The sequence below is a fragment of the Halomonas citrativorans genome, assembly GCF_014898005.1.
Classification (GTDB): Bacteria; Pseudomonadota; Gammaproteobacteria; order Pseudomonadales; family Halomonadaceae; genus Vreelandella; species Vreelandella citrativorans.
This window is the reverse complement of record NZ_JABUYX010000007.1, coordinates 23,875-36,094: the sequence shown is the minus strand read 5'-3', so window position 1 is coordinate 36,094 and position 12,220 is coordinate 23,875. Positions and strand designations below refer to the sequence as shown.

The 12,220-nt window shown below is 54.4% G+C and carries 12 protein-coding genes; 6 read left to right on the top strand and 6 right to left on the bottom strand.

Annotated elements, in window-relative coordinates; genetic code table 11:
- Nucleotides 1-52: 52 nt before the first annotated feature.
- Both INT20_RS09495 and INT20_RS18230 read left to right on the top strand, forming a co-directional pair.
- Nucleotides 53-547, top strand: a complete 495-nt coding sequence (locus INT20_RS09495) for a GNAT family N-acetyltransferase (RefSeq protein WP_087108423.1) — start codon at nt 53-55, stop codon at nt 545-547.
- A gap of 146 nt (nt 548-693) precedes the next feature.
- Complete coding sequence (locus INT20_RS18230; protein ID WP_264299230.1) at nt 694-822, top strand: hypothetical protein; 129 nt, start codon at nt 694-696, stop codon at nt 820-822.
- A 17-nt stretch (nt 823-839) separates the two neighbouring features.
- Here INT20_RS18230 and INT20_RS09490 read toward each other — a convergent pair whose 3' ends face one another.
- Together INT20_RS09490 and INT20_RS09485 are read right to left on the bottom strand one after the other, a co-directional pair.
- Nucleotides 840-1,415 carry a DUF1415 domain-containing protein gene (locus INT20_RS09490; RefSeq protein WP_192526684.1) on the bottom strand — a complete coding sequence of 192 codons (576 nt, stop codon included), beginning with the start codon at nt 1,413-1,415 and terminating at the stop codon, nt 840-842.
- Between the two features lie 75 nt (nt 1,416-1,490).
- Nucleotides 1,491-2,159, bottom strand: a complete 669-nt coding sequence (locus tag INT20_RS09485) for a GntR family transcriptional regulator (protein WP_192526683.1) — start codon at nt 2,157-2,159, stop codon at nt 1,491-1,493.
- Nucleotides 2,160-2,350: 191 nt separating this feature from the next.
- On the opposite strand from INT20_RS09485, the gene INT20_RS09480 reads away from it, so the two are divergent.
- The 3 genes from INT20_RS09480 (at nt 2,351) to INT20_RS09470 (ending at nt 5,431) form a co-directional block, all read left to right on the top strand.
- Entirely contained in the window at nt 2,351-2,908 is a 558-nt protein-coding gene (locus INT20_RS09480) for a chromate transporter (RefSeq protein WP_192526682.1), read from the top strand.
- On the top strand, nt 2,905-3,435 hold the full coding sequence (locus tag INT20_RS09475) for a chromate transporter (RefSeq protein ID WP_192526681.1): 531 nt from the start codon (nt 2,905-2,907) through the stop codon (nt 3,433-3,435). The genes INT20_RS09480 and INT20_RS09475 overlap by 4 nt, the downstream gene beginning before the upstream one ends.
- Nucleotides 3,436-3,580: 145 nt before the next feature.
- Complete coding sequence (locus INT20_RS09470; protein WP_192526680.1) at nt 3,581-5,431, top strand: ABC transporter ATP-binding protein; 1,851 nt, start codon at nt 3,581-3,583, stop codon at nt 5,429-5,431.
- A gap of 51 nt (nt 5,432-5,482) precedes the next feature.
- Here the strand turns inward: INT20_RS09470 and arfA are convergent, their stop codons facing one another.
- Together arfA and dkgB are read right to left on the bottom strand one after the other, a co-directional pair.
- Nucleotides 5,483-5,629: an alternative ribosome rescue factor ArfA gene (arfA, locus tag INT20_RS09465; RefSeq protein ID WP_087108287.1), complete on the bottom strand. Its 147-nt coding sequence runs from the start codon at nt 5,627-5,629 to the stop codon at nt 5,483-5,485.
- Nucleotides 5,630-5,742: 113 nt separating this feature from the next.
- Nucleotides 5,743-6,552 carry a 2,5-didehydrogluconate reductase DkgB gene (gene dkgB / locus INT20_RS09460; RefSeq protein ID WP_407647897.1) on the bottom strand — a complete coding sequence of 270 codons (810 nt, stop codon included), beginning with the start codon at nt 6,550-6,552 and terminating at the stop codon, nt 5,743-5,745.
- A gap of 206 nt (nt 6,553-6,758) precedes the next feature.
- Here dkgB and INT20_RS09455 point away from each other — a divergent pair, with 206 nt between their 5' ends.
- Nucleotides 6,759-8,018, top strand: a complete 1,260-nt coding sequence (locus INT20_RS09455; protein ID WP_192526678.1) for an MFS transporter — start codon at nt 6,759-6,761, stop codon at nt 8,016-8,018.
- On the opposite strand, the gene cobA is transcribed toward INT20_RS09455, so the two are convergent.
- Together cobA and INT20_RS09445 are read right to left on the bottom strand one after the other, a co-directional pair.
- Nucleotides 7,983-8,897: a uroporphyrinogen-III C-methyltransferase gene (gene cobA, locus INT20_RS09450; protein ID WP_192526677.1), complete on the bottom strand. Its 915-nt coding sequence runs from the start codon at nt 8,895-8,897 to the stop codon at nt 7,983-7,985. The genes INT20_RS09455 and cobA overlap by 36 nt on opposite strands.
- Entirely contained in the window at nt 8,857-11,592 is a 2,736-nt protein-coding gene (locus INT20_RS09445; RefSeq protein ID WP_193056814.1) for a nitrate reductase, read from the bottom strand. Before INT20_RS09445 ends, cobA begins: the two co-directional genes overlap by 41 nt.
- Nucleotides 11,593-12,220 lie beyond the last annotated feature (628 nt).

Below are 12,220 nucleotides of genomic sequence, written 5' to 3'. Positions count from 1 at the left end.
ACCATTAACGCCCATCACATGCTACGCGGCTTATCTCTACCAGGTATTAACCATGTCTACACTTACCTTCACCTTGATGACGCAAGACGACTTCGCTATTTTCTGGCCCACTTTTAAGGCGATTGTGGCGGAACAACACACCTATGCCATTGACCCCGACATTAGCTACGAGGCGGCCTACTCACTATGGTGCCAAGTACCCAAAGCCACGTATGCCGTAAGAGACTCAGCAGGCGAACTGGTGGGAAGCTACTACCTAAAAGCCAATGCGGCAGGCCCGGGTAGCCATGTGTGTAACTGCGGCTATATGGTCACCGCTGCCGCCCGCGGTAAAGGCGTTGCGCGCGCGATGTGTGAACACTCTCAGCAACTCGCCCGCACCCATGATTTTAAAGCCATGCAGTTTAACGCTGTCGTAGCTACGAACGACGCAGCGGTAGCGCTTTGGCAGCGTTTAGGATTTAGTATTGTGGGCACGGTGCCGAAGGCTTATTGTCACGCGGCACAAGGACTCGTAGACAGCTACGTGATGCATAAATTTTTATAAATTAATCGACTAACATATTAATTTTTATGATTTTTAATCGATATTACAACCACCCCGATGAGCCTTCCTGATTCATTAAGAAGCGGTTGTCCCTTTCCTGCTCCACTGCCCTTAAGTGAGAGATTAACGTAAAGAAAGATCTACCTGTGAACTATGCTCTTGCAGGTGCATTAGGTTTACTCGTTGTCATGTTGATTGTAGTGGCGGCGCTTGGCATACAAGCAGAGAAAAGCGCAACAATCGATCCAAAGCAAGGGCGTTTGAGCTTTACATAAACAGCACGAATAAGGCGTTATGGCGTTTTACCCGGAAATGCCCGTTGCGCTAACGCATCCTGAAGATAGCGCTCTGCCCTACTGCTCCCCATCGCGGTCAAGTGGGCCACATTGCGTTCCGGGATGACCGAGGTATCACCATAAAACTCAATGGCTTTTTCAACGCTCGCTTCGCGCAATAGGTGCACCATTGCGTAGGGTGAGCGGTTGGTGTAGTTCGAGGCGTCCTCTGGCGTGGCGTCCTCAAAGCAGTAGTCCGGATGAAAAGTCGCCAGCTGATAAACACCTTCATAGCCCTGTTCGGCCAGCATGCTTTCTGCCAGTTCTACATAGTCCAGATAGTGGTCAAAGTGCTTAAAAAGCGTGGGAAAGACCAGCAACGTGGTTTCTGTTTCCGGATGCTCATCCAACCACTGCACTTCGACCATCAGCTCTTCCAATGCCACCTCAAGCTTTTTTGAGCGTACGACGCCCACACGAATAGTGTCACGTTCTACTTCTCGCTGAGCAAAGGGACATACGTTTTCAGCCACAATAAAGTTGCGCACCCAGCTCAACGTTTGCTCAATGACATCACTATCTGAATATTGCATCGCTCTTTTACATCCACTTTATCGTGTTTAGTACGCGCCAGTGTACACTGATCGCTGACGGCTTAGCTGGTGCTTTTAGCCGTGCTGCGCAAAGCACGTTAGTGCAGCCTCATAGGATTTAAGGATATGCTCATCAAGAAGCTTTCGCGCTGCTTTCACGTCGCGCTTTAAAGCGAGCGCCACTAGCTCATGGTGCTGCTGATCCAACTCCTGGCGAATGACCGGCATTTTGGGGCCCAAGCGCCGGTACCGATCAAATTGATCGTGCAGCTGTTCAATAAACCGCAGCGACCATATAGAGCCGCACGATGCGACCAGCGTGCGATGAAACTGGGTATGCAATCGCTCCCACTCATCGTCATTATCCAGCGTCATGTCGGCACATTTCAGGCGATGCTCTGCCGCGAGAAGGTTTGCCTCCCACGCCGCATCCCCCAGCGAAATTGCCTGTTCAAATGCCATACTTTCCAAGGCCAAGCGCGTTTTTACAATATCATCCAGTTCACTGCGTGAAAGAGTCGGCACCCGAAAACCGCGCTGATTTTCCTGTATCAGCAGACCATAGGCGGCCAACTTGTTTAACGCTTCACGCAAGGGGCTTAAGCCCACTTGATACAGCTCTTTAAGCGCATTGATTGCCAACTTTTCGCCAGCAGCAAAACGCCCATTAACCAGGTCTTTGCGTAAAATATCGTAAATACGGCTAGATGCTGTCGTTGTGGAGGGCTGAATGTACTGGTTCATGGTAGGGTCCTTTCATCCACCGGTGAGCGCATATCATTTATTCCGTTTGACGCCTGCTAACGCTCTTGATTATATTATTCTACCCTGAAAAATAATCGATTTTATCACTTATAAACGATATAAAGAGAGAATATGGTTTTTCAACGCATCTACTACCGTTTTCGGCCTGCTTACCATAGCGTGACACGCTGATGAAACAGACAGCCCTGTTCTGGGCCTTTTTTCGAGTCGGTATTTTTGGTTTCGGTGGCGGCCCTTCAATGATACCGCTGGTACATGCAGAAGTCGTTACACGCCACCAATGGCTGACGGACGAAGAGTTTGCCGATGTATTAGCCATTGGCAACACCTTACCTGGTCCTATCGCAACTAAAATGCCTGGTTATATCGGCTACCGTGTAGGCGGCATTAGTGGCTGTATAGCGTCGGTACTTGCAGTTTGTTTTCCCATGATAGTTGCCATGGTGGTCATGCTGGGCGTTTTTAGCCGGTATCGGGATGTGGCCTGGATTCGTGGGATGGGGCAAGCCGTGGTTCCCGTCGTGATGGTGATGATGGGGCAACTGGCCTGGGACTTCTTTGATAAATCGCAAAAGGCGCTAGGTTGGCTTGTCAGTAGCCTAATGGCGATTACCGCTGGCATATTGATTTATTGGCTGGGCATTCACCCCGGTTTTATTATTGGTGCGATTTTGCTGGTGGCGCTGTTACGCCCTTCCACGGCTAAAAAAGCGGAGCGCTCAGCATGATTTATTGGGAGCTCTTCCTGGCGTTTTTTGTACCGAACATTGTTGGCTACGGCGGTGGTCCAGCCATTATCCCTCTGCTTGAAGCCGAAGTAGTCGGCCGCTATGGCTGGATGACGTCTCAGGGTTTCGCGGAAACGCTTGCACTTGGAAACGCGCTGCCTAGCCCGATTGCTACTAAAATGGCCGGCTACGTGGGTTATGAAGTGGCCGGCATCGGCGGTGCCGCCGTCGCGATAGCGGCAACGGTTGTACCTTCGTTACTGCTGATGATTGCCGCACTAGGACTTTTGTACCGTCATCGCGAGTCGCCCCAAGTCAAGCGTATGAGCCAATGGGTACGCCCAGTGATCGCCATTATGATGGTGTGGTTAACGTTTGGCTTTTTCCTTGAAGGCGTTAATGGCGCGGGGTGGGTACATACGCTGATTATCGGCGCCATTGCCGCGATTGCGCTGGTACGGTTCAGCGTTCATCCCGCGTTTGTGGTAATGGGTGCGCTTGTATACGGTGCCTTTATCCTTCCCTAAGATTTGTACGAAAAGAGCCTGTGCTCATCTTCTTCTCCTGCTGCAACCGTCGCGCGCTATAAGGCTCTGGCGGTTGAAGTGGCTATTGCGACGCAACCCACGCATCATAATAGCTTCTTTCGTTCTCGGTTCATGTTAACTCCCTATGCCCCCACTGTTTTCCACCTCTGGTAACGCCCCGTCGGTTAACGGTTTTTTCAACGTGTTTCGCTACAGCAAGCGAGCCTTGGGCCTTGTTTGGGAAACCTCCCGCTGGATGATGTTCGGGCTGGCGCTTTGTACTCTGGTGGCTGGCGTGTTGCCTGCGGCGGGTGCCTGGGTGGGCCAACTGATCGTTGATGGCGTCGTCAACGCGATGGACACCTATCACGACAATCCTTCCGCTAACCTGACGGTTATTATTATGCCGGTGCTTGAGCTTGTGGCTTTAGAGGCTCTCATCATCGCCTTGATCGCACTGGCCCAACGCGGTCTTTCTGCTCAGCAGTCGCTGCTTCGCGCCCTGCTGGGCCAGAAAGTCAATGTCATGATTTTAGAAAAAGCGGGCACGCTATCATTAAGCCAGTTCGAGGATTCAGAGCTTTATGACCAATTAACACGTGCTCGCCGTGAAGCCTCCACGCGACCTTTAGCGCTGGTTAATAAAACCTTCGGGCTGCTGCAAAATGCCATCTCACTGGTCAGTTTTAGTGTACTGCTTGTGCAGTTTTCCCCTTGGGCGCTGCTGATTCTAGCGGCAGGCGCCCTGCCGGTGTTCGTTTCAGAAGCCAAGTTTTCAGGTGATGCGTTTCGCTTGTTTCGCAGGCGCTCACCCGAAACGCGTATGCAGGGCTATTTGGAAACCGTGCTGGCCCGCGAAGACAGCATTAAAGAAGTCAAACTGTTTGGCCTTGAGACGCTTTTTTTGCAACGTTATCGCGACATTTTCAACCGGCTATTTAGCGAAGACCGGCGATTAACACTCCGCCGTGAGGGCTGGGGCTTCTTGCTTGGTTTGCTGGGCACGCTAACATTCTACGCGGCGTATGGATGGGTAGTGGTTGAGACGATTGCAGGTGCTATCACGCTGGGGCAGATGACCATGTACTTGATGGTGTTTAAACAGGGCCAGTCTGCGCTTTCTGCAAGCCTGACAGCTATCAGCGGCATGTACGAAGACAACCTCTATCTTTCCAACCTCTACGAGTACCTGGAACAACCTACCCAGCAGGAAGGCGGCACGCGCTTGCAAGGCGCGCTTCCCGGCGATGGGCTGCGCTTTGAAGATGTAAGCTTTGCTTACCCAGGCGGCAAGCAGGTATTGCAGCATATCTCACTGCACCTGTCTCCCGGTCAAAGCCTTGCCTTGGTCGGCGAAAACGGCTCAGGAAAAACCACCCTCATTAAGCTTTTAACGCGGCTTTATCACCCTACAAAGGGGCGAATTCTGCTGGATGGCAGTGATCTTCGTGATTGGGAAAGCAGTGCGCTACGCAAACGCGTCGGGGTTATTTTTCAGGACTTTGTCCGCTATCAATTGCCGGTTGGCGAAAATCTGGGCGTGGGCGACATCCAGGCGTTTAATAATCAAGAGCGCTGGCAGCAGGCCGCTCGCAATGGCATGGCTGACAGTTTTATCAAACGCATGCCTCAAGGCTATAACACTCAGTTGGGCCGCTGGTTTAAGGACGGACAGGAACTCTCCGGCGGGCAGTGGCAAAAAATAGCGCTCTCACGTGCTTACATGCGCGAAGAGGCCGATATTGTAGTACTGGATGAACCCACCGCCGCGATGGACGCTGCCGCTGAAGCCGACGTATTTACCCGGTTTCGGCAACATAGCCACAATAAAATGACGATTCTTATTTCGCACCGCTTCTCAACCGTTCGCAATGCGGATCTCATCCTCGTTATCGACCAGGGAGAAATTATTGAACGCGGCACGCATGAAGAACTACTCGCGATAAACGGCCGTTACGCCCATTTATTTCACCTGCAAGCGAAAGGCTATCGCTAAGAGGGATTGATCTATACCTGGGTAGAGCAGAAGCATTGCCAAAACGCCTGATTAAGCGGCTTGGCGATACCCCCGCAGGGCCTTGCGCCCTTTACGGGAGTAGCTGCCTTTGCCCTTTTTGGGCGTTTGTTGTTGCATCTTGAACATGGGGGTTCGTAGCTGCGCTTTGAGCGCGTTGTCGCGAATCTTTTGCTTCATGGAATCTTCCTGTACAGCCGATTATTTAAAAGCTATATAAAAGCGGTGCCTGCTAAAACAGGCACCGCTAAGACATTATAAGAAGCTTAAGGTTCCTCAGCACTCATTTAAGATCACTCGTCCCAGGCGGGCGCAAAGTCAGGGTTGGCGATGCGCTCCTTGCGGTCCAGCTTGGCAATGTCGGTCATTTCGCTGTCGCTTAGCACAAGATCAAACGCGGCAATATTGCTTTGGATGTTACGCGCCTTGGTGGAAGAGGGAATGGTGACCATATTGCGCTGATTGACCCAAGCCAAGGCAATTTGCGCAGGCGTTACGCTATGTGCATCAGCAATCTGCTTGAGGGTCGCATCGTCCATTACCTTGCCCACCGCCAGCGGCATAAAGGCCGTTACCTGAATACCGTGATGCTCGCAGCGCTCAACCAGCTTGCGGTTTTGCAGAAAAGGATGCACTTCGATCTGGTTGGTGAGGATTTCGCCTTTACCCAAAATCTCCACCGCTTTATCAAGCTGCTCGATGGTGAAGTTGGATACGCCGATATGGCACGCCTTGCCCAGTGCCTTTACTTCTTTGAGAGCAGCCAGATACTCTTCCATCGCCACTTCATTATCCGGCGATGGCCAATGGATCAGTAGTAGGTCAACGTAATCGGTGCCCAGTTTTTCAAGGCTTTCATCAACGCTCTCTTTCAAGCGCTGCGGCGCCAGGTTGTCGTGCCACACCTTGGTGGTTAGAAAAATGTCGCCACGTGGCACGCTGCTGTCACGGATCGCTTCACCAACGCCCTTCTCATTACCGTAAAACTGAGCGGTGTCGATATGGCGGTAGCCTGCTTCAAGCGCCGCATGAATGCTCTCTTTTAGCGTATCGCCTTCCAAGCGAAAAGTACCGAAACCGGGGTTAGGCATAACCTTTTGCATCATTAACATCCTTTTCTATTGATAGCGTGTTAATTAACATGGGGCAGCCGTCACGTGACTTCAACCACTCACTAGAAAAACCCCTTAATAGGCTTGGCATTAACCAGGCGGAATTTACGGGCATTTTGATCCACGTTTGGCGCCATAAGCGATAGAATTATAAAAATTCGCTTGCTAACATTCTCTTGCTAACCAAGATACCGCCCATGCCCCCAGACAACAACACGCTTGCAGCGACCGATGCCCCGCTGCTTCCCATTCATCGCCAACCGGGCTTTCTAAGCTTTCTTCTCTCCCGCCTTGCAGCCGTTTTTGCCATGCAAATTCAGGCCATTGTGGTGGCCTGGCAGGTATATGACATTACCCGTGATGCCATGTCGCTTGCCTATGTGGGGCTTGCGCAGTTTCTGCCTATGGTGATTTTACTGCTGCCCGCCGGCGATGTGGTCGACCGTTTTCCGCGCAAGCGCATTCTGCAACTCAGCTGGGCAGTACAAGGCATTTGTAGCGCACTGCTGCTTTTATTGGCGCAGGCCAATCACGGTAGCGTTATTGAATTTTATGTTGTGCTGGCTCTGTTTGGCTGTGCTCGGGCGTTTACCGGCCCCACGCTGCAAAGTATGTTGCCCAATATTGTGCCCCGCGCTCAGCTTGCCCAGGCCATTGCGCTGAATAGCTCGATCATGAAAGTCGCAGTGATTAGCGGGCCATTGCTGGGCGGCGTACTTTACAGTGTGGGCGGCGGCAGCCTGGCTTATGCCGTGTGCTTGGGCTGCTTTATCGTCGCGCTGGCCTTACTGATGCTGGTACCAGTGCTCTATGTTGAGAAAGCCAAGGTATTGGAAAGCACCGCCTGGAAGCGCTTTTCCGCAGGCATTCGCTATATCCGCTATCAGCCGATTATTCTGGGCGCCATTTCGTTGGATCTATTTGCCGTGCTGCTGGGTGGCGTCGTGGCGCTGCTGCCCATTTACGCTCAGGAAGTTCTGCATGTTGGCCCTGAAGGGCTAGGTGCATTGCGCAGCGCAATTGCGGTGGGTGCATTATTGATGGGGCTTTATCTTGGCGTTCGCGGCATCAAGCGCCGCGCCGGGCATGTGATGTTTGCCGCCGTGGCCGTGTTTGGCTTGGCGAATCTGGTGTTTGCCTTCTCAACCCTGTTCTGGGTGTCAATGATCGCCATGCTGGTGGCGGGTGCGGCCGATATGATCAGCGTTTATGTACGCACCACTGTGATTCAGCTGGCCACGCCGGATGAAATGCGCGGCCGGGTGAATGCCGTCAATATGCTGTTTATTGGCTCAAGCAATGAGTTGGGCGAGTTCCGCGCAGGCAGCATGGCTGCCGGGTTTGGCGTAGTGCCCGCCGCGGTGATTGGCGGCGTGGGCACGTTGGCGGTGGTCGGCCTGTGGATGCGCCTGTTCCCAACGCTACGTCAGGTCGACCGCTTCGATGATGCCCGCTGAGGCAAGCGCATTAGCGGGGCTGCTCGCCACCATACTCACCACGCTGCCCACCAGAATCACGCAGGGTGATGGCAGCGGATGATCCGCCAGGCGTTGGGGCATATCGTTAAGGGTACCCACCAATGCCTGCTGTTCAGGCAGGCTGGCATTGGCGACCAACATGATCGGCCACTCATCGGGCAAGCCGGCCTGACGTAGCCCTGCGCAAATGGCCTCTACCTTGGAAAGCCCCATATAAAACACCAGGGTTTCATCGCGGCGGGCCAGAGTTTTCCAGTCGGGCGCGCCGCCCTCACGGCATAGCTGTGCGGTAATAAAGCGCAGCTGCTGAGAGTGGCCCCGGTCGGTTAGCGGGATCCCCAGGCTTGCGGCGGCGGCAGACGCCGCAGTAATGCCGGGCACGATGTGCGCGGGCACATTGGCATCCGCCAGAGCGGCAAGCTCTTCGCCCATACGCGCAAAGATACCGGGGTCACCGCCTTTCAAGCGCACCACCGATTTTCCGGCGCTTGCCAGCTTGACCATCAAAGCGCCAATTTCCGCTTGAGGCATACTGTGATGGCCACTGGCTTTGCCAACGTAGTAGCGCTCGGCGGAAAGCGGAATCAGCCCCAGCACATCGTCGCCTACCAAACGGTCATACACGATAGCATCGGCCTGCATTAACAGCCGCGCGGCTTTCAGCGTTAACAGCTCCATATCACCACTGCCCGCACCAACCAGATACACATGCCCAGCCGTGCATTCGCCGCGTAGCTTAAGCGAAGGCGCACTTGAGGCGCTGCGCGGGGAGCGCTGGAATGGCGACAGCACACGCTGCGTAAAGCGCATCGTGGCCTCAGGCCACTTCTGTAGTAGACGCTTGCTTAGCACGCGCATGTGAACGCTCCTCTTCAATCAGGGACTTCAATTCAGGCAAACAACTACCGCATTGGGTTCCACAGGCAAGCCGTGCGCCCAATGCTTCAACGCTGGCATCACCGGCACGAATGGCATTAACAATCGCCGCCTGGCCCACCTGGTGGCAGCTGCATACCACGGGGCCGGTATCGGCGGCTCCATCGTCACACCCCGCTAACAGCCGGCGCCGGTGCTTATCACTTATGACTGTTTCATTAAAACGCGCTTCAAGCCAGGCAAGCCCGGGCAATTCGCGCGGCGGGCCGACCATCAGCCACCAGCGCAGTTTGCCCTGCACAATAGCCGCAGCGCGCAGGCGGCCATTGCCGCTGTCTTCACACCACAAAGAAGCCCCTTCGGGTAGCCACGTAGCGAGCAGCGCCACCCAGTCATGTACCGGTTTTGCATCTGCCAGCTGCCAGCGCTGACAGCCCTGCATGGGTACGCGTGCCCAATAATCGCTTCTGCACCACGGGGGCACTTCCTGACTATTATCCCCTAATGGATGGGCAATCAACAGCGTTGCCTCCCAGGCTACTTCAAGCGGTGCCAGCGCCACAGCGCCGTGCTTGGCTTCTGGCTGGCCTGACACAGGGTCGGTCAAAGCTTTTAGCATGGCACCGCTACGCGCCGATTTACTGAACGCATCGCTCCAGTGCATGGGAATAAACACCTCGCCACGCCGCTGGGCATTCGAGATACGCACGCGCCCCCGGTACTCGCCGCTGGCGGCGGACAATACTGCCAGTTGCTGGTCGCCAATGCCATAGTTCGCAGCATCGCCTGGGTGGAATTCGATAAACGGCTCGTGGCGATGATTCATCAGCCGGGGCGCGCGTGCCGTGCGCGTCATGGTGTGCCACTGGTCGCGAATACGCCCGGTGTTCAGGCGCAGCGGGTAGGCGTCACTCAGGCGTTGCTCCGGCAAGCGCGGCGTTATGGCGATGAAGTTGGCGCGCCCATCAGGCGTGGCAAACTTGCCATCTTCAAATAACCGCGCCGTTCCGTGAGGCGCTGAAGACGTCACCGGCCACTGAATAGGCGCCAGCGCGTCGTAGCCCTCGCGCCCAAGTCCCACAAGGCCGGAAATATCGAATAGCCGTTTGCTCTCTCCCTCATTCTCAAAGCCGGAAAGGCGCGCGTGCTCATCAAAAATTTCATGGGGATGGCTATAGTCAAACGCCTCCTGAAAGCCTAACCGCTTGGCGGCTTCGCACATAATCCACCAGTCGTGACGCGCTTGGCCAGGCGCGGGTAGCAAGCCACGCTGGCGTGAAATACGCCGCTCGGAATTGGTCACCGTGCCGTCTTTTTCAGACCACCCCGTCGCGGGCAGAATGATATCGGCGTAGGCCAGCAGGTCGGTATGGCTTGCGCACTCAGACACAATTACCAGTGAGCACTTTTCAAGCGCACGCCGCACGCGGGCGGCATCCGGCAAGCTGACCGCTGGGTTGGTGGCCATTATCCAAAGCGCCTTTATTTCGCCCCGCTCAACCGCGTCAAAAAGCTCGATCGCCTTATAGCCAGGCGCCTGGGGCAGTTCGGGCATTAACGTTTCCGTCGCCCAAAAGCGGGTGATTCGGCCAAGGGCGCCAGGGGTGTGATAATCCATATGCGCGGCCAGCTGGTTGGCAAGCCCACCCACTTCGCGTCCGCCCATGGCATTGGGTTGGCCGGTGATCGAGAAAGGCCCCGCCCCGGGCAAACCGATTTTGCCGCCCGCCAGATGGCAGTTAATGATCGCATTGCACTTATCAGTACCGCTTGTGGATTGATTGACGCCCTGGGAGTAGAGCGTCACGACATGGAGTTGGCTGGCAAACCAGTAGTAAAAGGTCTCCAACCGCTCAGGGTCGATATCACATATCGCCGCCACGTCATTAATATCATGCTGGCTCGCGGCCAGCAGCGCTTCGTCGAAACCTTGTGTATGGCGATCCAGATAGAGCTGATCCAGCTTGTTATTCTCAGCCATCCAGGCCAGCAGGCCATTGAACAGCACCGCATCGCTGCCGGGTGCGATGCCCAGGTACAGGTCGGCAATTTCGCAGCTGTCGGTCACGCGCGGGTCGATGACCACCACCCGCATCAGCGGATTGCGCGTTTTGGCGACCTTCAAGCGCTGGTAAAGCACCGGGTGGTTCCAGGCCAGATTCGAGCCCACCAGCACCACCAGTTCGGCCTCTTCAGTATCTTCATAGTTGCAGGGAACGGCGTCTGCGCCCAACGAGCGTTTATACGCCGCCACGGCAGAAGCCATGCAGAGTCGCGAGTTGGTATCCAGGTGCGGCGTGCCTAAAAAGCCTTTAAACAGCTTATTGGCCACATAGTAATCTTCGGTTAATAGCTGACCTGAAAGGTAAGCACCCACGGACTCTGCGCCGTAAGTTGCGCGAGTCGTTTGCAACCGCTCTGCCAAGGTGGTTAATGCCACATTCCAGTCAACGGCCTGGCCATCGACCCAGGGCGTGGTGAGCCGGTCATGGTGGCCAAGGGTTTCGTGCAGTGCCGAGCCTTTCACACACAGCCGGCCAAAATTGGCGGGATGGTCGCGGTCGCCTTCAACCGCGCTGATTGTGCCGCCTGCCACAGTGGCGGTTACGCCGCAGCCGACACCGCAATAAGGGCACGTCGTGTTTGCTTTACAAGCCGAGCGTGTGGCCTGGGACATACTGATTTCCTCCCGCTTAAAAAGCAAAAAGCGCCCAAGCGAGCCTCATAAGAAGCCTGCCTGGACGCCGTTGTCTCAGGGACACCTGCACCGGTGCCGAATGTCGCACTGCTGGGATTGGACACATTTATTAATGGCCTGTCGTCTGATGGCGTTAGCGTTGTTATTTGCCCGTCAAACTCGATGGCTGCATTTTATTGTGCCGATAAACCCGTCTGTGCTTTGTTGCTTGTTACCAAGGTAATAGCAAGGCCTGCGCCAACCAGCCTATTAAAATAAAAATACCAGCTTAAACAGCAGGTTAATAAACAATAGAATATCTTTCGACCGACCGTGTAGACAGTTTATTTTCAAACGCTGACTACTCTCGGTGCATCTTTACCGCTTAGCGCACCAAGAGCGTGCGCAGGCTGAGCTTAAGCGGCTGAAAAGGCGCTTTCTTCAACCTATTTATTTAAATCAACCTATTGATAAGTAATATAAAAATAAATAACGAGCGATGTTTGGCTGATTAATTGCCCTGTACTGATTAGATAAATTCAAGTCTAGCTGGCAGCCAACGGTGGCTGCTCTGTGCTTAACCCACGAACGGGTTTGGCCTCAGCTACCGGGCAACGAAGCCCCTGAT

Excerpts from the sequence above, each read along its gene's own strand:
- INT20_RS09495 (WP_087108423.1), top strand. The coding sequence starts at position 53 with ATGTCTACACTTACCTTCACCTTGATGACGCAAGACGACTTCGCTATT.
- INT20_RS09490 (WP_192526684.1), bottom strand. The coding sequence starts at position 1,415 with ATGCAATATTCAGATAGTGATGTCATTGAGCAAACGTTGAGCTGGGTG.
- INT20_RS09485 (WP_192526683.1), bottom strand. The coding sequence starts at position 2,159 with ATGAACCAGTACATTCAGCCCTCCACAACGACAGCATCTAGCCGTATT.
- INT20_RS09480 (WP_192526682.1), top strand. The coding sequence starts at position 2,351 with ATGAAACAGACAGCCCTGTTCTGGGCCTTTTTTCGAGTCGGTATTTTT.
- INT20_RS09475 (WP_192526681.1), top strand. The coding sequence starts at position 2,905 with ATGATTTATTGGGAGCTCTTCCTGGCGTTTTTTGTACCGAACATTGTT.
- INT20_RS09470 (WP_192526680.1), top strand. The coding sequence starts at position 3,581 with ATGCCCCCACTGTTTTCCACCTCTGGTAACGCCCCGTCGGTTAACGGT.
- arfA (WP_087108287.1), bottom strand. The coding sequence starts at position 5,629 with ATGAAGCAAAAGATTCGCGACAACGCGCTCAAAGCGCAGCTACGAACC.
- dkgB (WP_407647897.1), bottom strand. The coding sequence starts at position 6,552 with ATGCAAAAGGTTATGCCTAACCCCGGTTTCGGTACTTTTCGCTTGGAA.
- INT20_RS09455 (WP_192526678.1), top strand. The coding sequence starts at position 6,759 with ATGCCCCCAGACAACAACACGCTTGCAGCGACCGATGCCCCGCTGCTT.
- cobA (WP_192526677.1), bottom strand. The coding sequence starts at position 8,897 with ATGCGCGTGCTAAGCAAGCGTCTACTACAGAAGTGGCCTGAGGCCACG.
- INT20_RS09445 (WP_193056814.1), bottom strand. The coding sequence starts at position 11,592 with ATGTCCCAGGCCACACGCTCGGCTTGTAAAGCAAACACGACGTGCCCT.